Raw genomic sequence first — 20,793 nt, forward strand, 5'->3', positions numbered from 1 at the left:
GCCTGCCAGCCGCATCGCTGAGTTGCTGCCACATCGCTGGACCTCGGCCGTCACCGCCAGCTGATTGCTTCGCCGGGCAACAGGCCTGGGATCGCCGTGCGCTTACTGGCCAACGGTCGGCGCATCAAGTGCCTCACGATCGTCGACGACTTCAGCCGAGAGTGCATCGACATCGCAGTGGATCACGGCATGGGCGGCGAGTACGGTATCCGGCTGGCGAAGTCATGTTGAGCGAGACGGGCTTGGCGGCGAGCATGGCGTCCACCTATTTGGGAAGTGGACGCCATGGAAGAAGCCAAGACAGTCTCTCGTCGCCGCCACAGTGAGGAGTTCAAGGCCGAGGTGGTGGCTGCCTGTCGAGCGCGGGGCGCCTCGGTGGCGGCCGTTGCGCTCTCGCACGGCCTGAACGCCAATCTCGTGCACCGGTGGCTGCGCCTGGAGCGGCGCGCACGACAGGAGCCGCTGCCCATGCAGACGGCAAGGGGTGGGGTTGCTCACGAGTTCATTGCGCTGCAGCTCCCCCAGCCCGTGCAGGCTCCGCAGCCGGAGATCCGCATCGAGCTGCGCCGGGGTGCCACCAGCGTCACGGTCAGCTGGCCGCTGCAGGGCGCGGGCGAGTGCGCGACCTGGTTGCGCGAGTGGCTCAAGTGATTCGCATCGATGCAGCCTGGCTGGCGGTGCAGCCATTGGACATGCGAGCCGGCACCGACTCGGTGCTGGCCCGGGTGGTGGCGGTGTTCGGTGCCGCCCATCCTCATCACGCCTACCTATTCACCAATCGCCGTGCCAACCGTCTCAAGGTGCTCGTGCACGACGGTATCGGCGTCTGGCTGGCCGCACGCCGGCTGCACCAGGGGCGCTTCGTGTGGCCGCAGCTGGGCGTCTCCACGACTGCTGTGAGCCACGCGCAACTCGATGCCCTGGTGCTGGGCCTGCCATGGCAGCGCGTCGGCGAGCACGGCGTCATCAGCATGCTCTGACGCACGGGCAATCGGTGCGTTCGCCAATGGGCTGGGGTTCCTTCGTCTGGCATCCTCACCCACCATGGTCGATCAGGCACAACTCCAGGACATGGACGCGCAGCAGCTGCGCGAGCTTGTGCGCTCGCTGGTCGGCCAGGTTGCCGCACAGGACGAGGAGATCGCGCGCAAGGATCGCGAGATCCAGTTCAAGCAGGCCAGGATCGATCAGCTCAGCCATGAGATGGCGGTGCTCAAGCGGCTGAAGTTCGCCTCCAGGCGCGAAGCCTTCTCCGGCGAGCAACGCAGCTTGCTGGAGGAGACGATCGACGCGGACCTGGCAGCCATCGAGCAGGAGCTCGAGCAGCTCTCTCCCACCCCGCAGACCGAGCAACAGAAGAACCGGCCGCGTCGTGCGCCACTGCCCGCAGATCTGCCGCGCCGCGAGTTCCACCACGAGCCTGACATCAGCTCGTGCAGCTGTGGCTGTACGCTCGAGCGCATCGGCCAGGACGTGGCCGAGCGGCTCGACTACACGCCCGGCGTGTTCACCGTCGAGCGCCACGTCCGCGGCAAGTGGGTCTGCGCCAGCTGCAAGACGCTGACCCAGGCGCCGGTGCCCCCGCACATCATCGACAAGGGCATCCCCACCACCGGGCTGCTCGCTCAGGTGCTGGTGGCCAAGTACGCGGACCACCAGCCGCTGTACCGGCAGGAAGGGATCTTCGGGCGCGCCGGCCTCGCCATCCCGCGCTCGACCCTGGCGCAGTGGGTGGGGGTGTGCGGCGTGCAGCTGCAGCCGCTGGTCGATGCGCTCAGGCACGAACTGCTGCGCCACGAGGTGCTGCATGCCGACGAGACGCCTGTTGCGATGCTCAAGCCCGGTAACGGCAAGACGCACCGGGCGTACCTGTGGAGCTACTGCACCACCGCCTACGCTCAACTCAAGGCGGTGGTCTTCGACTTCGCCGAGAGCCGGGCCGGGCGGCACACCGAAGCGTTCCTCGGCGTTGGCACCAATCACGCCTGGCGCGGCAAGCTCGTCTGCGACGACTACAGCGCCTACAAGGCACTCTTCACCCAGGGCATCACCGAGGCGGGATGCCTCGCGCACGCGCGGCGCAAGTTCTACGACCTGTGGGCCCAGCACAAGAGCCAGATTGCCGAGCAGGCGCTCGCCTTCTTCGGCCGGCTCTATGAGGTCGAGCGTGAGGTACGAGACCTCGACCCCGACGAGCGACGACGCATCCGCCAGCAGCGGGGAGTGCCAGTTGCTGACGCCCTGCACAAGTGGCTGCGGCTGCACCGGCAGCGCGTGCCGGACGGCTCGGCCACTGCGAAGGCCCTCGACTACAGCCTCAACCGCTGGGCAGCGCTGACGCGCTACCTCGGCGACGGCGACTTGCCCGCGGACAACAATTGGGTCGAGAACCAGATCCGCCCGATCGCGCTTGGGCGCTCAAACTGGCTATTCGCTGGCAGCCTGCGTGCGGGCCAGCGCGCCGCGGCAGTCATGAGCCTCATCCACTCGGCACGCCTCAATGGCCACGACCCGTACGCCTACCTCAAAGACGTCCTGACGCGGCTGCCCACACAGCCCCCCAGCCGCATCGCGGAGCTGCTGCCGCATCACTGGCGCCCCAGCAGCATCCCGGCCTGATCGTCACCTCGCACGCCAGCCATTACGGTGTCAAGACGGGATGGCCGTTTGCTTACCGAGTACGTCACCCGGGTGCTGGATCGTGCGGGTCAGTTCCGGGGATATCCGAAGGCGCTGCGCTCGGATCAGGGGCCGGAGTTCACGTCGCGGGCACTGCTCGCATGGCTGCACGCCCGGGGTGTTCGGCATCTGCTCAACGATCCTGGCAGCCCCACCCAGAACGCCTACGTCGAGAGCTTCAACGGCAAGTTCCGGGACGAGTGCCTCAACGAGCAGTGGTTCGAGTCACTCGGCCAGGCACGAGAGGAAATCGCGCGCTGGAGGCGCGACTACAACGAGGCGAGGCCTCACAGCAGCATCGGCCGGATCCCCCCGGCGCAATTCGCCGCTCAGCATCGCCAGCGCGCTGGCGATGCTGAGCCCAAGCAGGAGATCAAGTAATCTGCCAACCAGGACTCTGCGAACCAATCACTGGTACGTCTGAAGGGGGCAGGTCATCCGGCGCTTACGTACACGTCCATCTCGGCTGGAACAAGACTGTCATGAGTTCGTCGCGGTGCAATACGGCGCGGCCTGAGCTTGTCTAGCTCTTCGCCCTGTGAAACCAGAAGGTCGTAGAAGTCTTCGCAGCGTACGGTGTGCGTGTCGAGCGGCCTGATTCTGACAAGCGGAATGCCGGCCATGTCGAGCAGATCGTTCTTGAGTTCATCGCGTTCGCGAGCCTCCTCGGGGTCGTGGTGCGCCGAGTCCAACTCGATCACAGCCAGAGGATCCTCGTCGACGGTGCACAAGAGCACATCAACGATCGCTCCGCGGGCGTAGATGCGGTGCCTCTCGGACAGCCGGTCCACGAAGCCGTCTACGTCCACGAAGTTGCGCATTGGCATGTTCGGGTAGGCATGAAGAGTGGGGAAAAAATGGCGTATTGCCCGCAGGAACTCCCGCTCTTGATTGCTTGCGCACACGTTCTTCTTGAAGGACAAAGCATCGCTGAAGGGATGCATTCCTACGACATAGCCGCTGGCAACGACCACCCGCCGCATGGCCACCGCACCTGCAGGAATCGGCCGCTCACTTTCCATGCGCTTGTAGCGCCGAGCGGTCAGATGCATGTCATCGTCCTGGAAAAGCCTCAACTTCTCAGGTGGAGGCGCATCCGGACCACGCGCCGCCCACCACGCCTTCTCGATCCTTGCATTGACTGCCTCGAGCAGTTCGTTGTCCACAATCAGAAGGCTTCCGGTTCTCACCAGTCGCCAGACATGGACGATCGCCTCGGCTGTGACAGTTCCTTCGGCAAGGCAGGATTTCAGGACCACAGGGAACACCCGCTGCGTCAACTCGCTCAACCCTATCGGCCGTGACTGCGGCGCCAGGCGCTCGAATTCGGAAAGAAAACCAGTGAGATCACGATCACTCAGAAGATCCTTAAGCTTGAAGTAGATGTCGTTCATCACAGGCCTCCTTGCTCGGTCTCGACATGCAGAAACAGCGCGTGCCCGAAAGCAAAGGGAGAGATGTCTTCCACAGGAATGGGGATAGCTCCTAACTGGGCCTCGAGGTCCTTGATCCTGAACAGGTGCGGCAGCACGGCCGCGTACATCACAAGTCCACGCTCCTGCAGATGCAGCCGCAAGCTCTCCCCGTCGCTTGCATAGACAAGTTGAGGTGTCGAATGCTCAAGACTCAGCGCACCTGCTTGAGACATCTTGCGCATCTGCAGCGACTCCAGGAGTTCGTTCATGGCGTCTCTGACGTCCTGTCGATCCTCTTGGGAAATGTTCGATGCGAACCTGAACCGAACAGTGTCCACCCGCGGCAAGAGCGCCCGCAGCAGCGTGTCGTCATCCGCACGAGACATCTCATGTGGCATCGGCCCTGCAATGAACCTGTTCGGATTGGAAGGCGAGTAGCGCTGGGCAAGCGACATCACGAAGCCAAAGCGCTGGAGCTCGCCCGCTTCGACCTCCCCTCCCAGGTCGCTGATCAGCTGCGCCAGTGTCACTCCAGCGCCCTGCGCCACTTGAGCAAGACGGTCCATGTCGACGCGGCAAGTCTCTGCGGGACCGCTCAAATACTCGATGTGCTTGTTGACCTCATGATGGCGCAATGGGCCCGAGCTGTGGTGCTTGGCAGTCCTGTAGCGGCGCAGGAGACGTTGAACATCTTCGGCGTCGAGGCGATGGATGTGCAGACTCGGGACGAAGGTGCCGGGCTTGAGGACGTGAAGCTCCCAAACGTAGCGCGCCTCTCCTCTGCGCCATGAGTCGCCATTGAGGGTGATTTCGACGCCCTGCTCCTCCTCGTCAGCCAGATCGAGCTGGGACCAGCAGATCATCTCGTCTCCGCGAGCGATCTCGTAGCCGCTCTCAGGATCGCGAGGATCATCCTGCCGAAGAACGACGAGCTCGCAGTTCAACACCATCGAGGTGAAGGACAACTGAAGCGCCTCCCCCCACCTGGCATTCTTGCTCAGCAAGCGGAACACGGCTGTCCCGTCGAGTACGACATGACAGACCTCTTCGATGTGGCGGCGCAGTGCTTCAAGAACCGCTGGAGCGTCGGCAAGCCAGTCATCGTCATCGACAGACAGCCGCGAAATGTTGAAGAGCGGAACAGGACGAACACGCCCATCATCTGTGCTTTGAGGCATACCCACGAGCAGACTGTTTGCCGTCGGATGGAGCTGGAGCACATGAGCGCCGGCGCGTACCTGGGATTCGCACAGTCGCTTCATTAAAGGCAAAAGCTCGCGCCAGGAGGCCACCTTGCAGGAGGATCCGGGAGCGTACATCTCGCCCCCAGATCCAAAGGTGCTCAGCATCAGGCGGGGCGAAGGCTCTTTACGCTTATGCCAACTCGAGCTTCCTTGCAGTCGAGCCGCAGCCTCCAAGGCATTGGCATGCTTGACGGGCACATTCCATTTCTGGAGCGACTTCCGCAAGCGCTTGGCCAGCAGCTTCACGTCCTCGTTTGGCTGCGGGGCAAGATCATTGATGACGGCCAAGGCTGTGTGCGAGGTGAAGCGCGGCAAGACACCCTGGACGAACGTCCAGAGAGCGGCAGCCTGTACTTCAGGCGTGAGGGAATCAGTTGCGGCAGAGCGCGGCGAGTTCTTGAAGGCCATGGTTGAGCTCCAACATGGAAAGCACTTCAGGACGGCACGCGTTGTCCGGCTTTCCTGGAGTTCACCAAGCCGGGATCGGGAGAGGTACTGCAACTGGCTTCACCGTGCGGACGTGGCGTCCGTGCGTGCACTGATGGGTGCCAACTGACCCATGGTTCGGCAAGAACCACGGCCAGATCGTACTGGAATTACCCAGGATCTTGTCAAGAGGCAGAACGACGAAAACGCACCACGAAGCAAGCCGCAGCGACTTGGTGCTGCACCGCTCCCAGGTGAGCCGGCCGTCCCTGCTGGCGGCCATCAACAAGCTGAATCCACGGCGGGTGGTGATGGAAGGGTGCAGCTCGGCCCACCACTGGGCGCGGCTGCTGCAGGCCACAGGCATCGAGGGTGCGACTCATCAGCCCGCAGTACGTGGCCCCGTTTGTGAAGGCCAACAAGAACGACCGCAACGACGCGTCAGCCCCGCACAAGGTATCAGGTGGATGGCTCGGATCAACAGAACTGGACAAGTTGGCTGCGATGCGATCCAATTCGTCGTACTCACCGCTGTCGAAGGGCCTGCTGAACGAAGCCAAGTCCCTGTCAGGCAAGGCGAATGGATACATTCTGGTGAATTAAGGAGCGACCCTCCTCCTCTCCACCAAAGACACGAGAAGGCCGTTGATGCGTCAACGGCCTTTTTCATTTCCGCTGCGGCCTGCAGCGCGAGCGGCGGCTTTCAGTAGTCGTTCGCCGAGAGCAGCCCTTCGATCGCATGGGCCTGCTCGATGTCCTCCAGCCGCTCGACGACGCGTCCGCCCAGGTGGCGGCGCACCTCCTGCGGCAGGCGATCGAGGTAGGCCTGCGTCACCTGGATGTCGTGCCGCTCGGCATTGCGCGCGTCCGGCGCGTCCACGCCCACGACGAGCACCGGGCGGGCACGGTCGGAGCGGTTGGCGGTACCGCGGTGGATGGTCAGCGCCGAGCGCGCGGAGATGTCCCCGCGCTGCGGCATGCGGAACTGCGCGCGCGCCTCGTAGCGCGGGTAGAGGCTGCGCGGCGGGAACATGCCGGCCTCGCGGCCGTCGCCCGGGCTGTCGAACTCGTCCCACTGCGTGCCCGGCGCGATCTGCAGCGGGCCCATCTCGGGCGTGGTGTCCACCGCGGTCAGGTTGAAGGCCAGCGAGTTCAGGCGGCGCCCGATGCGCGTCTCCTCGGGCATCGGGAAGTCGCGGTGCCAGGGCTGGTCCTGCGCCCCGGGGCCCGGCACGTCGAAGCCGATCTCCACCACCTTGTAGTCGGGACCGAGCACCGCGCGGCAGACCGCGACGAACCAGGGATGCGACACGATGTCGACGAAGCCGCTCAGGCGCTCGGGATGGACCTCGACGTAATACCGCTCGGGCCCGCGCGGCAGCGCCCCCCGCGGCCGCGCCCGTGCCTCGGCGAACAGCTGCTCGATGTCCTCGCGCATGCGGTCCACCCAGGAGGTGCTGAAGGCGCCCCGCAGCGCGATGATGCCGTCGCCGTAGAGGCCGCCCAGGATCTGGGCCGGGTCGTATTGCGGCGACATGGCGTCGCCAGCGGGAGGGAGTGTCGTCATCGGAAGTCTCCTGCCGGGGGCGGGCGGCCCCCGTGCCGTCATGCGAGAAGGGAGTGGCCGCTCACACGATAAGGAAGCCGCACGCCGGTGGCAGCGGCGGGCCTGCCCGGCCCTGCCCGGGGCAAGGAATAGCGCCCCCCGTCCCGGCAGAGGACGTGCCGCGCCCGGCCGCCGCCCGCTGCGCGGGCCCCCCGTTTGCGAGGGAGGATCAGTCCCTTCCCTTTTGCCCGAGGTCTGCCGCCGATGAGCCGTCCGCCCCCCGCCCTGTCGCCGAGCGCGACGATCGAGTCCGAGCATTTCGCGCTGCCCTACCGCTGGCGCGCCGCGGCGGCGAGCGGCACGCGCCGCCCGCTGGTGCTGCTGCTGCACGGCGTCGGCGGCGACGAGTCCAGCCTCCTGCCGCTCGCCGAGCGCCTGACGCCCGAGGTCCACCTCGCGCTGGTGCGGGCGCCGCACGCGGTGCCCGAGGGCGGTCATGCGTGGTACGGCATGAGCGACCTCGGCCACGGGCTGCGGCCCGACCCCGACCAGGCCGAGGCGAGCCGCCAGATGCTGCTGCAGCTGATCGACCAGCTGCGCATGGCGCACGCCTTCGACCCGCGCCAGGTCTACGTGGCCGGCTTCAGCCAGGGGGCGGTGATGAGCGCGAGCGTGGGCCTGACGCGGCCCGACAAGGTCGCCGGCATCGCGCTGCTGGCCGGGCGCATCCTGCCGCAGGTGAAGTGGCAGCTCGCGCCGACCGAGCAGCTCGCGCGGCTGCAGGCCTTCCTCGCGCACGGCAGCTACGACAACGCGATCACCCCCGACCACGCCGCCGACGCGATGCACACGATGGCCGAGCACCGGGTGCAGCTCGTCTACCGCGACTATCCGGTCGGCCACGAGATCAGCGCGGCGATGGCCGCGGACTTCGCGCAGTGGGTCGCGCAGCGCGCCCACCTCGCCTACACGGCGCCCGACGAGATCTGAGCCCGGCGCCGGCGCGTGCAGCTTTTGCGCGCCTTTCTTGCCGAGGGCTGAAGCGCTGACAAGGGCGCGGCGCGCCGCCGGGGCCGGATGGGGCGGCGGCGCAGCCGCCCGCCCCGGGAGCAGCCTCACCGGCTGCCCCGCGCCAGGGGCCCCGGGCATGGCAGTTGATCCACGGACCTCGGACGCTGCGGCGTCTCCGGCTCCGCGCCTGCTGCCCTGTCCCGAGCGGACGGCAGCGGACGCGCGGCGGGAGAGCGCCGCCCGGCGCCCGCCCCCGCGAAGCCGCCCCGCCCCCGACAGGAGTGCCGATGCCCGTGCCGTGCCCTTGCGCCGCCCGCCGCCCCCGCCGCCGCACGCTCTTGCGGGAGGCGACCCGATGAAGGAAGACCGCGCGCACGACAGCCCGCCGCCCTCCCCCGCCGCCGCGGACGACATGCCCCGCCCGGTGATGGGCCTGCGCGAGGCGGTGGCGATCATCGTCGGCATCGTGATCGGCGCCGGCATCTTCAAGGCCCCGGCAATGGTGGCCGACATGAGCGGCAGCGCGCCGTGGATGTTCGGGGCCTGGGTGCTCGGCGGCCTGATCTCGCTGGTCGGCGCGCTGTGCTATGCGGAGCTCGCCACCGCCTGGCCGCACGCGGGCGGCGACTACCACTTCCTGCAGCGCGCCTACGGCCGCCCGGTGTCGCTGCTGTTCGCCTGGGCGCGGCTGTCGGTGATCACCACCGGCTCGATCGCGCTGCTCGCCTTCGTGTTCGGCGACTACATGACGGCAGTCCTGCCGCTGCCGGTCGGCAGCACCGGGCTGAGCGCGGCGCTGTACGCCGCGCTGTCGGTGATCGGACTGTCGGCGGTGAACCTGCTCGGCGTGCGGGCGGGCACGCGCGCGCAGGTCTGGCTCACGCTCGCCGAGATCGCCGGCCTGCTGCTGATCGTCGCCGCGGCGCTCACGCTCGCCGGCACGCCCGCGCCCGCCGCGCCGCCGCCCGCTGGCGCCGGGGGGGCCCCGTCGGTGGCGGCCTTCGGCATGGCGATGGTGTTCGTGCTGCTGACCTACGGCGGCTGGAACGAGGCCGCCTACATCAGCGCCGAGCTGCGCGAGCCGCGGCGCAACATGGTGCGCGCGCTGGTGCTGTCGATCCTCGCGATCACGCTGCTCTACTGCGTCGTGAACTGGGCCTACTGGTCGGGCCTCGGGCTCGAGGGCATGGGGCGCTCGAGCGCGATCGCCGCCGACCTGCTGCAGGTGGCCTTCGGGCCGGCGGGCGAGGCGACGATCTCGGTGCTGATCGCGGTCACGGCGCTCACCTCGATCAACGCGACGATGATCGTCGGCGCGCGCACCAGCTACGCGCTCGGCCGCGACTGGCCCGCGCTGCGCCGGCTCGGGCGCTGGGACGCGGCGCGCGGCACGCCCTCGAGCGCGCTGCGCGTGCAGTGCCTCGCGGCGCTCGCGCTGGTGCTCGTCGGCGCCGCGACCGGCAGCGGCTTTCGCGCGATGGTCGAGTTCACCGCGCCGGTGTTCTGGCTGTTCTTCCTGCTCACCGGCATCGCGCTGTTCGTGCTGCGCCGCAAGGAGCCTCATGCCGAGCGACCGTTCCGCGTGCCGCTGTACCCGCTGCTGCCGCTGCTGTTCTGCGCGGTGTGCGCCTACATGCTGTGGTCGAGCCTGTCCTACGTGTCGAGCCAGTCGATCGGCGCGCTCAACGCCGCCTGGATCAGCGTCGCGGTGCTCGCCGTCGGCCTCGTGCTGGTGCTGCTGCTGCGGCCGCACCCCGCGCCGCTTCCCCCCTCGTCCCGCCCCCACCCGCAACCCCCCTCCCCCAGGAGCTGACCATGACCCCTGCCCGATCCCTGCAGATGTCCCGCACGGCAGTCCCGCCATCGCTGCGCCTGCTGGCCGCGCTGCTGCTGGCGCTGCTGCTCGCGCTGGCCGGCCGCCCGGCCGCGGCCCAGGCCCCGGCGCTGGACGTGCCCTACGTGCCGACGCCGCAGCCGGTGGTCGACAAGATGCTCGAGCTCGCCGCGGTCAAGCCCGGCGAGGTGCTCTACGACCTGGGCTGCGGCGACGGCCGCGTCGTCATCACCGCGGCGCGCAAGCACGGCGCCACCGGCGTCGGCATCGACCTGAACCCGGAGCGCATCGCCGAGGCCAACGCCAACGCCAAGGCCGCGGGCGTCACCGAGCGGGTGAAGTTCATGGTCGGCAACCTGTTCGAGGCCGACGTGTCCAAGGCCGACGTCGTGACGCTCTACCTGCTGCCCGACGTGAACCGCAAGCTGCGCCCGCAACTGTGGAAGCAGCTCAAGGTCGGCGCGCGCGTCGTGTCGCACGACTTCGACATGGGCCCGGAGTGGCCGCCCGAGCGCACCGAACGCCTGGACTACAAGACGATCTACTACTGGACGATCAAGCCGGAGCACAAGCAGGCAGCGCGCTGAGTGCCGTTGCGCTGCGTCCTGCGGCCGGCAGCCTCCCCGCTGCGCGGCCGGCGCGCGGGAAGGCTTGAGATGCGTCAAGCCTCCCGGGTCCGGCCCGCGCAGACTCGGGAGCCGGTGGCGCCCCGTGCGGCGCCGTGACCCTGGCTCGCAGGAGGAAACCATGCCCTATCGAAGCATTCTCGTGGCCCTGGACGCCGGCGCCCGCTGCGCGCCGCGCATCGCGCTCGCCGCGCAGCTCGCGGCCGAACACGACGCCCACCTGGTGGGGCTGGCGCCGACCGGCACCGTCTTCATGCCGCCCGACCCCTCGGGCGGCGGGCTCGGGGCGAACTACCTCCAGCTCTCGATCGACTTCCTGCGCCAGGAGGCCGGGAAGCAGGCCGAGCGCTTCCGCGCCCAGGTCGCGCCGCTCGGGCTGCGCTCCTTCGAGGCCCTGGTCGATGCCGAGGACCCCGCGCCCTCGGTGATCGCCCATGCGCGCCTGGCCGACCTCGTCGTCGTGGGCCAGCACGAGCCGGGCTCCGCGAGCAGCATGCCGCCCGACCTGCCGCAGCAGGTGCTGATGGACAGCGGCCGCCCGGTGCTGATCGTGCCCTACGCCGCCGAGGCGGCGGCGCCCGGGCGCACCGTGCTGGTGGCCTGGGACCGCAGCCGCGAGGCCGCGCGCGCGGTCTCCGACGCGCTGCCGCTGCTGGGCCGCGCCGCCGCGGTGCATGTCGTGATGTTCCTGCCGGCCGGCGACACGGACCTCCCCGGCACGCCGCCCGGCGCCGACCTCGCGCAGTGGCTCGCGCGGCACGGCGTGCGGGCGGACGTGGCCCGCGTGCCGACGCCGATCGACACCGGCAACGCGCTGCTGTCGCACGCCGCCGACCTCGGTGCCGACCTGATCGTGATGGGCGGCTACGGCCACTCGCGCCTGCGCGAGACGGTGCTCGGCGGCGTCACGCGCACCGTGCTGCGCCACATGACGGTGCCGGTGCTGATGTCGCACTGATCCGGGTGGGCCGCGGCGGCGCAGCCTCCCCTCAGCAGGGCCCGGGCTGCGCGCCGTCCGTGCCGGGCGCGGGCTGCGCGCAGAGCGTGCGGCCCGCCATCCAGCGCTCGATCTCGCCGGCCGGCATCGGCCGGGCGACCAGGAAGCCCTGCGCCTGGTCGCAGCCCAGCTGCTCGAGGATCTCGTGCTGCTGCCGCGTCTCGACGCCCTCGGCGACCACCTCGAGGCCGAGCGCGTGGGCGAGCTGCACCACTGCGTTGATGATCGCGCGCGCGTCGGGGCCCTGGGCGAGGTCGTGCACGAAGCTGCGGTCGATCTTGAGCTGCCGCACCGGCAGGCGGCGCAGCTGGCTCAGGCTCGAGTAGCCGGTGCCGAAGTCGTCGATCGACAGCGCGATGCCGGCCGCCGCGAGCCGCTCGAAGATCGGCAGGCTCTCGCCGATGTCCTCCATCGCCGCCGACTCGGTGATCTCGATCGCCAGCCGCGCCGCGGGCACGCCGTGCTCGCCCAGCAGCCGCGCGAGCTGCCCGGCGAGGTCCTCCTGGCGCAGCTGGGGCATCGACAGGTTGACCGCCACCGGGAGCGCGAGCCCGCGCTCGCCCCACGCCCGCAGCTGCCGCGCCGCCTCGCGCAGCGCCCACTGGCTGAAGCTGGCGACGAGCGCGTGGCGCTCGACGAGCGGGATGAAGAAGTCCGGCTCGAGCAGGCCGCGCGCCGGATGCCGCCAGCGCGCCAGGGCCTCGACGCCGGTCACCCGCCCGGTGCGGAGCTCGACCTTGGGCTGGTAGATCAGCTCGAACTCGCCGCGCTGCAGGGCGAGCCGCAGCTCGCGCTGGATCTCGGCCATCTCGCGCGCGCCCGAATCCATGCGCGCGTCGTAGAAGCGGTAGGTGCCGCGGCCGGCGCGCTTGGCCGCGTACATCGCCGCGTCGGCACGCGCGATCAGCTGCGCATAGGGTCCGTCCTGCGGGTAGACGCCGATGCCGATCGAGCAGGAGACCTGCGCCTCGCGCCCGCCGGCGTTGACCGGCTGCGTGATCGCGTCGATGACGCGCTGCGCCAGCAGGCCGGCCGCCTCGGCATGGCCGCCGGACTCGATCAGCATCACGAACTCGTCGCCGCCGAGCCGTGCGACGGTGTCGGACTCGCGCGCCAGCCGCCGCAGCCGTGCCCCGACCTCCTTGAGCACCAGGTCGCCGGTGCGGTGGCCCCAGGAGTCGTTGATCGGCTTGAAGCCGTCGAGGTCGATGAACAGCACCGCGGCGCTCTCGCCGTAGCGGTCGCAGCGCGCGCAGGCATGCGACAGCCGGTCCTCGAACACGAGCCGGTTGGCGAGCCCGGTCAGCGGGTCTCGGAAGGCGATGCGCTCGAGCTCGGCGTTGGCGGCCTCGAGCGAGCGCGTGAGCTGCGCCGCGGTCTCGACCAGCTCGTCGCGCGCGCGCACCGCCTCGCGCTCGCGCGCCACCTGGCGGGCGAGGTCGATCTCGATCGCGAAGCGGCGCAGCTCCGCCGCGGCGCGCTCCTCGCCCGGCAGCCAGGGCCGCGCGCGGCCGCGCACCGCCTCCTGCCAGAGCCGGAACGAGCGCCGCGGCCGCAGCCGCGGCGCGCCGCCCGCCTCGTCCCGCTCGACGGCCTTGTGCGGATTGCCGCCCCAGTTGACGGTGTGCACGAGCTCGGGCCGGAACCAGAGCACCGCGTGAACGTAGTCGGGCTTGGGCAGCGTGATCGCGAGCAGCCCGCATGCGCGCCCGGCCTCCGCGGCGGCCGCGGGAAACTCGGCGCCGAGCGCGCAGGTCTGCCAGAGCCCGCCCTGCGCGGTCTGCGGCCCCACCCACCCGAGCAGGGACCGGATCAGCTCGGGCGAGGGGCAATCGCCCACCGTCTGCACCTGCCCACCAGACACTACAGCGGCGCCCGCCGCGCCGGCGAGCTGCAGCAGCTCCGCCGGCCTGCCCGCGAGGCACTCGATCACGTCGCCGCCGCAGGCGCGCATCGTCTCCACGAGGCGCTCGAGCAGCGCCGCCTTCGCCTCGCGCTGTCGCCGCCGCTCGATCTCCTCCAGTGCCGCGATCTGCAGCGACAGCAGCCGGCCCAGCGTCTGGCACGCGATGCGCACCTCGATCGGCACGTGCAGCGGCACGCGGTGCCCGCAGCTGAGCAGGCCCCACAACCGGCCGCGCGGCAGCAGCGAGATGCTCATCGACGCCCGCACGCCGAGGTTGGCCATGTACTCGCGATGCACCGGCGAGACGCTGCGCAGCACCGCGAGGCCGAGGTCCAGCGGCTGGCCGGTGTCGGGGCGCAGCGCCGGTACGAGCGGCACCGGCTCGTAGACCGCGTCCGGGATCAGGCGCAGGGTGTTGAGCCGGTAGAGCTCGCGGGCCTGGCGCGGGATGTCCGAGGCGGGGTAGTGCAGGCCGAGGAAGGGTTCGAGCGACTCGGCCCGCGCCTCGGCCAGCACCTCGCCGTGCCCGTCGCCATCGAAGTGGTAGAGCAGCACGCGGTCGAAGCCGGTCAGCGCCCGGATCTCGTCGACCGCGACGCGGTACAGCGCGTCGAGGCTGTCGGCCGACTGCAGCCGGCGCAACGCGCGTCCGAGCCGCAGGGGCACGTCGGGCGCGGCCAGGGCCGGCTCGAGCTCCAGGATCGCCACGCCCTGGTGCCGGTGCACGGCGCCGGTGAAGCTGCGCGCGCCGAGCTGCAGCAGCAGCGGCGGCGCGTCCTGCGGTCTCGCCTCGGCGAGCACCTGCCGCAGCTCGGCGACCGGTCCGGCGCCGAGCAGCTCCTCGAGCGGGCGGCCGAGCAGCTCCCCGGCCTCTTGCCCGAGGATCGCCGGCACGTTGGCGCTGAGCTGCCTCACGCGCAGCGCGGGCTCGTCGAGCGCGAACAGGTAGCCGTGGGGCTGGATCGCCCCGGGGATGTGGATCGGCTCGCGGTCGCAGTTCGCGTGGTCCTCCCGGGAAGCGTTCGATTCGATGGACATCATTGCACCGCCTGATGCGCGGGCCGCCGCTGCGGCCCGCAGGATTCATTCACTGGACCCGCAGGCCCGCAGGCCCCCGGGGTTGCACCGCGCCGGCGGCCCACCGGCCGAACTCTGCCGCAGGCATCGGGGGCGCGTACAGGTAGCCCTGCATCTCGTCGCAGCCGAGCGAGCGTAGCAAGTCGTGCTGCGCCTGCGTCTCGACGCCCTCGGCGACCACGACCAGGTCCAGCGCATGCCCGAGCTGCAGCGCCGCATGCACGATCGCGCGCGCGTCCGGGTCCCCGGGCAGCTCCCGCACGAGGCTGCGGTCGATCTTCAGCCGCTGCAGCGGCAGGCGCCGCAGGCTGCCGAGGCTCGACGCGCCGGTGCCGAAGTCGTCCACCGACAGCGCGATGCCCGCCGCCGCCAGACCGCCGAGCGTGCCGCGACGCGCCTCCCCGTCCCTCATCATCGCCGGCTCGCCGATCTCGAGCGTCAGCCGCTCGGGCGGCACGCCGTGCTCCGCGAGCAGGTCCTCCAGGCGCTGCGCCAGCTCGCCGGAGTCGAGCTGGTAGCCGCAGAGGTTGACCGCGAGGCTCAGCCGCAGGCCCTCGTGCTCCCAGTCGCGCGCCTGCGCCACCGCGCTGCGCAGCGCCCAGTCGCCGAAGCTGCTCGCGCGGCCGTGGCGCTCGACCACCGGCATGAAGGCCGCCGCCTCCAGCCGACCGCGTGCCGGGTGGTTCCAGCGCGCCAGCGCCTCGGCGCCGGTGAGCGCGCCGCTGCGCGCGTCGATGGTCGGCTGGTAGAACAGCTCGAACTCGCCGCGCGCCAGCCCCTGCAGCAGCTCGTGCCCGAGCTGCTGCGCCTCGCGCACGCCCGCATCCATGCGCAGGTCGTAGAAGCGGAAGGTGCCGCGGCCCGCCCGCTTGGCCTCGTACATCGCCGCGTCGGCGTGGCCCAGCAGCTGCTCGGCCGGCCCGTCCTGCGGGTAGAGCGCGATGCCGATCGAGCACGACAGCCGCGCCTCGCGCTCGCCGACGGCCACCGGCCGGCGGACCGCGTCGATGACGCGCTGCGCGAGCCGCCCCGCCATCGCCACCTCGTCGCGCCCCTCCACCAGCACCACGAACTCGTCGCCGCCGAGCCGCGCCACCGTGTCGGACTCGCGCGCGAAGTGCCGCAGCCGCGCCGCGATCTCCTGCAGCACCCGGTCGCCCGCGTCGTGGCCCCAGTCGTCGTTGATCGGCTTGAAGCCGTCGAGGTCGATGAACAGCACCGCGGCGCTGTCGCCGTAGCGGTCGCAGCGCGCGCGGGCATGCGCGAGCCGGTCCTCGAACACGAGGCGGTTCGGCAGCCCGGTCAGCGGGTCGCCGAAGGCCTTGCGCTGCAACTCGGCGTTGGCCTCGCGCAGCGTCTCGGTCAGCTGCGCCGAGCGGGTGCGCGTGCGCTTTTCCAGCTGCGAGCTCAGCAGCGTCAGGCCGAGCAGCGCGAAGCTCGCCGCGCCGACGAAGGTGCCTGCGCCCCGCCCGGACAGCTCGCCGGCGGCGAGGCATACCGAGCCCTCGACGAAGGTGGCCGCGGCCATTCCGGTGTAGTGCATGCTGCTGATGCCGAGCCCCATCGCCACCGCGGCCAGCACGTGCCAGCGCCCGCGCGGCCGCCCCTCGGAGCCGCGCATGCGGCCGAAGAACACCAGCGCCGCGGCGGACGAGGCCAGCGCGACGAGCACGGAGGCCGCCACCCACCACGGGTCCCAGACGATCGGCGGCGACATGCGCATCGCCATCATCCCGAGGTAGTGCATCGAGCAGACGCCTGCCGCCATCAGCAGCGCGCCGAACGCGAGGCCCGCGCGCGCCCGAGCGGCGCCGCCCGGCTTCGCGAAGATCGCTCCGCCGGCCAGCGTCAGCGCCAGTCCCGAGGCCATCACCGCGGCCAGCCAGGACAGCAGCGTCAGCTCGTAGTCGTAGCCCACCGGCCCGAGCCCCCGGTAGGCGAGCATGCCGATGAAGTGCATCGACCACACGCCGGTGCCCATCGCGATGGCGCCCGCGACAAGCCAGCCCTTGGCGAGCACCGGGTCGCCCGTGGCCGGGCGCCGCACCAGGTCGAGCGCGACGAAGGCAGCGAAGGTCCCCATCAGCAGCGAGGCGGCGACGGTGGCCGGGTCGTAGTCGGGAGCAGGCCAGGGGATCGACAACTGCGGGAGTCTCCGGAGCGGGGCAAGGACGCAGCGTAGCGGCGGCGCCCCACCCCCCGGTGCCGGCAGCCCGCCCGACCTTACGGCGCCGCGGGCACCAGGGCGGGCCCGGGACGCGCCTGCGGCCCTCGCCGGCACGGGCGAGGCCGCAGGCGCCCGCTCCCCCGGACCGGGCGTCCCCGTCGGGGGCCGGTCGCAGGGCCCGTCCCCGGCGATACACTGCACGCCGTCGCGGCCCCGCCTCGCGGGCCGTCCGGGGGAGGAACGAACATGTCCAACATCCAGTTCGGTCTGGCCGGCAAGGTCACCGTGATCACCGGCGCGGCGCAGGGCATCGGCCGCGCCTGCGCCGAGCGCTTCGCGCGCGAGGGCGCGGTCGTCGCGCTGCTCGACGTCGACCGCGAGCGCGGCGAGGCGCTCGCGGCCGAGATGCGCGCCGCCGACCGCCAGGCGCTGTTCCTGCACTGCGACGTCGGCGACAAGAAGTGCGTCGACGACGCGGTGCGCAGCGTGATGATGCGCTTCGGCCGCATCGACGTGCTGGTCAACAACGCCGGCATCTTCCACGCCGCGGACTTCCTCGACATCAGCGAGGAGAGCTTCGACGCGGTGCTGCGCGTGAACCTCAAGGGCGCCTTCCTGATGGGCCAGGCGGTCGCGCGCGCGATGGTGCACGCGGGCAACGGCGGCTCGATCGTCAACATGAGCTCGGTCAACGGCGTGCTCGCGATCCCGACCATCGCCAGCTACAACGTCAGCAAGGGCGGCATCAACCAGCTCACCCGCGCGATGGCGCTGTCGCTCGCCGGCCGCGGCATCCGCGTCAACGCGGTCGCGCCGGGCACGATCGCCACCGAGCTCGCGCACAAGGCGGTGCTCGGCAGCGACGAGGCGCGCCAGCGCATCCTCAGCCGCACGCCGATGCAGCGCCTGGGCAAGCCCTCGGAGGTGGCCGACGTGGTCGCCTTCCTCGCCAGCGACGCGGCGAGCTACCTCACCGGCGAGATCGTCTACGCCGACGGCGGCCGCATGGCGCTGAACTACACGGTGCCGGTGCCGAGCCTCTGATCCCCGCGGTCGCCGGCGGCAGCGTCCTGTCGGCCGGCCCCGCGCGCTCGCCGGGCAGGAGCGCCGCCGCGCGGCGCTCCTGCATCGCAGGCCCTGCAAGTTCGCGCGGACGGCGGCATCATTCGCGCCTTCCCCAGACCTACCGAAGGAAAGCATCCCTCATGAGACTCCTGCACACCATGCTGCGCGTCGGCGACCTCCAGCGCTCGATCGACTTCTACACCGGGCTGCTCGGCATGAAGCTGCTGCGCACCGTCGACCGTCCCGAGCAGAAGTACTCGCTCGCCTTCGTCGGCTACGGCACCAATCCCGAGCACGCCGAGCTCGAGCTGACCTACAACTACGGCGTCTCGAGCTACGAGATGGGCACCGCCTACGGCCACATCGCGCTCGGCGTCGAGGACGTCGCGGCGACGTGCGAGCGGGTGCGCGCCGGCGGCGGCACCGTCACGCGCGAGGCCGGCCCGGTCAAGGGCGGCAGCACCGTGATCGCCTTCGTCGCCGACCCGGACGGCTACAAGGTCGAACTTATACAAAGAGAATCAACCACTTAAAGCGTAGACGCCACTCCAACCGCGTAGGCGCTCTCGGCATGGAGATTTTTTGTAGTGCTGCCACTCTCCCCCTGTCTCCTACTCCCTCACTTGTAGCAGGCACACGGGTAGCACCTCGCCGGCCTCAAACACTGTATGCTTATACAGTGCTTGATTGGAGCCAACCATGCCAACGATCCTGCCCGATGTCATCGACGATAAAGACGCAGTTGACGCAGTGCACGAAGCCCGCCTCTGGCGTGACAAGGGCTGGACCGCGCGCGTAATCAAGAACGAGGAGGACGACGGCTGGGCAGTCTCCATGACAAAGGACGGCGAGTCCGAGCCGGCCTTCGTCTGCCCCTGGACGATGGGTCGGGACAAGAAGAACCCGAAGCCGCTCGACGTCGCGGCCTTCAACACCCTCGTGAAGTCAGCCTCCGAGGTGGTGCGACGTCACGAGCAGCACCTGCAGGCGATGTATCACAAGAGCGTTGCGATCGGCGCTGGCAACGTGAAGATCTTCGTCACCCTGGACATCGTCCCCGACGAGTTCGAGCCGTATGCGGATCTCACCGCCAGGGATGATGCGGGAGAGCTGCTCGCGACCGTCCGCGTAGCGCCGGACTTCAAGTTCACGACGGCAAGTGCAACCGACTGGATCCGGAGCGGTTACCGCAAGCCACGGCCCTGAGCTATCAGTGGCGGCACTAGGTTTGCTGTTGGCCCTGCATGGGCAGAACTTGGACTGTCACCCTGGAGTGCTGGCCACTCTGCGACTGCTGGATTGTGCAGGCCCCAGATGGCCGGACCTTCAACCGCTTCGACCCGACGAACGGAACACCGAGCAGCTATGTCGAAGTGCACAAGGGACCGGTTGCCAAACAGTGGCTGCGCCGCCAGATTGACGAAGCGATCGGAGAAGCGCAGGCCAGGGGAGTCGAGCCAGAGCCCTTGAGTGATTTGGAGCAACTACCGGACTACAATTGCGACGCCGCCCATCTCGGACCTCTTTCGGGCGGCAACTCATCTAGTTCCCTCGACTAGCTGTTGACCCCGGCGGTTTCGGCCCCGGGGTTTCTTTTCAAAGGCTCGGGCTCAGACGATGACGTCATTGCTGGCCCTCAAACCCTCTGACCGTCACACCTCCCCTCGCCCTCGGACCCCATCCCCGGACAGCGGGAACGAATCCTTGTACATCTTGGCCAAGGCACTTGAAATTGCTTCAACCCCTGCCTTGCTGATCGCCTCTTGGCAGAGATGAAGGGCCTCCTCGCTCCATCCCCCCATCAACAGCAGCTCGATCAGTCTCGGGCTCTCGGCAAAGCCATTGGCTGTGGCATCAAGCAGCACTGAGTTGAAGCCAACGAGACTGCGGCCCCGGTGCTGAGGATCCTCCAACGGTGAGGATTCGTACGCCAGCAAGCCCATTGTCATGAGCATCACGGCAGGGGTCATCGACTCTCCTGCTTGCCGACTTCCCCAGATGCTGTGCTCGTTCATCCTCAAGGTCCTCGCAATAAAACGCCGACGCTCGCTCAGCATGCCGGTGGGCGACGACCAGGCAGTGCAGACTTAGCTGTCGTCAAAACCGAGCGAGCGCCACGGTGCCGAGCACCGCCAGGGGCGAAGCAAGCAGGAGTCGATTCCCAACGACAAGCCCCCCTGCTTGAAAGAAGGCCGCTCCGGTCGGACGCTGGCCCAAAGGTGCGGATGAGACGAGGGAGGTGGCGAAGCCAGCGCCCTTTCCAAAGATCGACCGGAGCGGCAAACAGAAGCACCGTGCGAGCCCTATCAGCACGGCACCCCTCTCCGGCAATGCTCGTTCCAGCAGACCGTTCTGGTCACGACTTGGCACAACTACAGCAGGAAGCCTGGAAGCTTGTCAGAAAATTCCGACGCGAATCTGTAGGCTCCCGCGGCCTAGTCGATCCACTTGGCGAGACACGGGTGATAAAGTACACCTCAGTAGTACATCCTTTGATGTACGGATGCCATCTATGTATGTACGCGTCGCTTGAACCCTACCAAATAACGACAGGGGTTTCCCCGAACCCAAGTCCAAGAAGGGATAGGATCTAGTAGTTACCGTGCAACCTCAGGATCCACGCAGCTTAGCCAGCCTCGCATTGACCCTCTTGAGATGTACAAGATGGTCTCTAAGGCTACTGGTTAGCAGCCAAACCACTTCTTCTTGCTTTTCTTCGGCGTCAGGAATTACGTTTCGATGTGGCTTTGTTGCGCAAATAGATTGAGAGCGAGATTCCCCTGACCCCGGACGGAGTTAT

The 20,793-nt window shown here is 69.2% G+C and carries 16 protein-coding genes and 2 pseudogenes; 12 read left to right on the top strand and 6 right to left on the bottom strand.

Annotated elements, in window-relative coordinates:
- The first annotated feature begins 285 nt into the window (after positions 1-285).
- From tnpA to D3A59_RS23035, 4 genes and pseudogenes are all read left to right on the top strand, one after another.
- Positions 286-651 (top strand): IS66-like element accessory protein TnpA, encoded by a 366-nt coding sequence (gene tnpA, locus D3A59_RS23020; RefSeq protein ID WP_119157658.1) that lies wholly within the window; start codon positions 286-288, stop codon positions 649-651.
- Positions 639-980: an IS66 family insertion sequence element accessory protein TnpB gene (tnpB, locus tag D3A59_RS23025; RefSeq protein WP_205665262.1), complete on the top strand. Its 342-nt coding sequence runs from the start codon at positions 639-641 to the stop codon at positions 978-980. The genes tnpA and tnpB overlap by 13 nt, the downstream gene beginning before the upstream one ends.
- Positions 981-1,044: 64 nt before the next feature.
- Positions 1,045-2,619, top strand: a complete 1,575-nt coding sequence (tnpC, locus tag D3A59_RS23030; protein WP_119157660.1) for an IS66 family transposase — start codon at positions 1,045-1,047, stop codon at positions 2,617-2,619.
- Between the two features lie 45 nt (positions 2,620-2,664).
- Positions 2,665-3,060: pseudogene (locus D3A59_RS23035) on the top strand (integrase core domain-containing protein); the annotation flags it as partial.
- A 53-nt stretch (positions 3,061-3,113) separates the two neighbouring features.
- Here the strand turns inward: D3A59_RS23035 and D3A59_RS23040 are convergent.
- Both D3A59_RS23040 and D3A59_RS25650 read right to left on the bottom strand, forming a co-directional pair.
- On the bottom strand, positions 3,114-4,073 hold the full coding sequence (locus D3A59_RS23040) for a DUF2726 domain-containing protein (RefSeq protein WP_119157662.1): 960 nt from the start codon (positions 4,071-4,073) through the stop codon (positions 3,114-3,116).
- On the bottom strand, positions 4,073-5,746 hold the full coding sequence (locus tag D3A59_RS25650) for a glyoxalase superfamily protein (protein WP_157991662.1): 1,674 nt from the start codon (positions 5,744-5,746) through the stop codon (positions 4,073-4,075). Before D3A59_RS25650 ends, D3A59_RS23040 begins: the two co-directional genes overlap by 1 nt.
- 200 nt (positions 5,747-5,946) lie before the next feature.
- On the opposite strand from D3A59_RS25650, the pseudogene D3A59_RS26985 reads away from it, so the two are divergent.
- Positions 5,947-6,211, top strand: a pseudogene (locus D3A59_RS26985) (IS110 family transposase); the annotation flags it as partial.
- Between the two features lie 256 nt (positions 6,212-6,467).
- Here the strand turns inward: D3A59_RS26985 and D3A59_RS23060 are convergent.
- Positions 6,468-7,331: a phytanoyl-CoA dioxygenase family protein gene (locus D3A59_RS23060; RefSeq protein ID WP_119157665.1), complete on the bottom strand. Its 864-nt coding sequence runs from the start codon at positions 7,329-7,331 to the stop codon at positions 6,468-6,470.
- Between the two features lie 243 nt (positions 7,332-7,574).
- On the opposite strand from D3A59_RS23060, the gene D3A59_RS23065 reads away from it, so the two are divergent.
- From D3A59_RS23065 to D3A59_RS23080, 4 genes are all read left to right on the top strand, one after another.
- Entirely contained in the window at positions 7,575-8,300 is a 726-nt protein-coding gene (locus tag D3A59_RS23065) for an alpha/beta hydrolase (protein ID WP_119157666.1), read from the top strand.
- Between the two features lie 376 nt (positions 8,301-8,676).
- Complete coding sequence (locus tag D3A59_RS23070; protein WP_119157667.1) at positions 8,677-10,134, top strand: APC family permease; 1,458 nt, start codon at positions 8,677-8,679, stop codon at positions 10,132-10,134.
- Between the two features lie 2 nt (positions 10,135-10,136).
- Positions 10,137-10,742: an SAM-dependent methyltransferase gene (locus D3A59_RS23075; RefSeq protein WP_119157668.1), complete on the top strand. Its 606-nt coding sequence runs from the start codon at positions 10,137-10,139 to the stop codon at positions 10,740-10,742.
- Positions 10,743-10,902: 160 nt separating this feature from the next.
- Positions 10,903-11,739 (top strand): universal stress protein, encoded by an 837-nt coding sequence (locus D3A59_RS23080; RefSeq protein ID WP_119157669.1) that lies wholly within the window; start codon positions 10,903-10,905, stop codon positions 11,737-11,739.
- Between the two features lie 31 nt (positions 11,740-11,770).
- Here D3A59_RS23080 and D3A59_RS23085 read toward each other — a convergent pair whose 3' ends face one another.
- Together D3A59_RS23085 and D3A59_RS23090 are read right to left on the bottom strand one after the other, a co-directional pair.
- Complete coding sequence (locus D3A59_RS23085) at positions 11,771-14,725, bottom strand: EAL domain-containing protein (protein WP_119157670.1); 2,955 nt, start codon at positions 14,723-14,725, stop codon at positions 11,771-11,773.
- Between the two features lie 46 nt (positions 14,726-14,771).
- Positions 14,772-16,904, bottom strand: a complete 2,133-nt coding sequence (locus D3A59_RS23090) for an EAL domain-containing protein (RefSeq protein ID WP_119157671.1) — start codon at positions 16,902-16,904, stop codon at positions 14,772-14,774.
- A 270-nt stretch (positions 16,905-17,174) separates the two neighbouring features.
- Here D3A59_RS23090 and D3A59_RS23095 point away from each other — a divergent pair, with 270 nt between their 5' ends.
- The 3 genes from D3A59_RS23095 to D3A59_RS23105 all read left to right on the top strand — a co-directional run bounded on the left by D3A59_RS23095 (position 17,175) and on the right by D3A59_RS23105 (position 19,199).
- Complete coding sequence (locus tag D3A59_RS23095) at positions 17,175-17,972, top strand: SDR family NAD(P)-dependent oxidoreductase (protein ID WP_119157672.1); 798 nt, start codon at positions 17,175-17,177, stop codon at positions 17,970-17,972.
- Between the two features lie 161 nt (positions 17,973-18,133).
- A complete protein-coding gene (gene gloA / locus D3A59_RS23100) occupies positions 18,134-18,526 on the top strand; it encodes a lactoylglutathione lyase (RefSeq protein ID WP_119157673.1) in 393 nt (130 codons plus the stop codon).
- Between the two features lie 166 nt (positions 18,527-18,692).
- A complete protein-coding gene (locus D3A59_RS23105; protein WP_119157674.1) occupies positions 18,693-19,199 on the top strand; it encodes a hypothetical protein in 507 nt (168 codons plus the stop codon).
- Positions 19,200-19,645: 446 nt separating this feature from the next.
- Here the strand turns inward: D3A59_RS23105 and D3A59_RS23110 are convergent, their stop codons facing one another.
- Positions 19,646-20,008, bottom strand: a complete 363-nt coding sequence (locus D3A59_RS23110; RefSeq protein WP_157991663.1) for a hypothetical protein — start codon at positions 20,006-20,008, stop codon at positions 19,646-19,648.
- Positions 20,009-20,793 lie beyond the last annotated feature (785 nt).

It is taken from the genome of Caldimonas tepidiphila (assembly GCF_003569765.1).
GTDB classification, from domain to species: domain Bacteria; phylum Pseudomonadota; class Gammaproteobacteria; order Burkholderiales; family Burkholderiaceae_C; genus Caldimonas; species Caldimonas tepidiphila.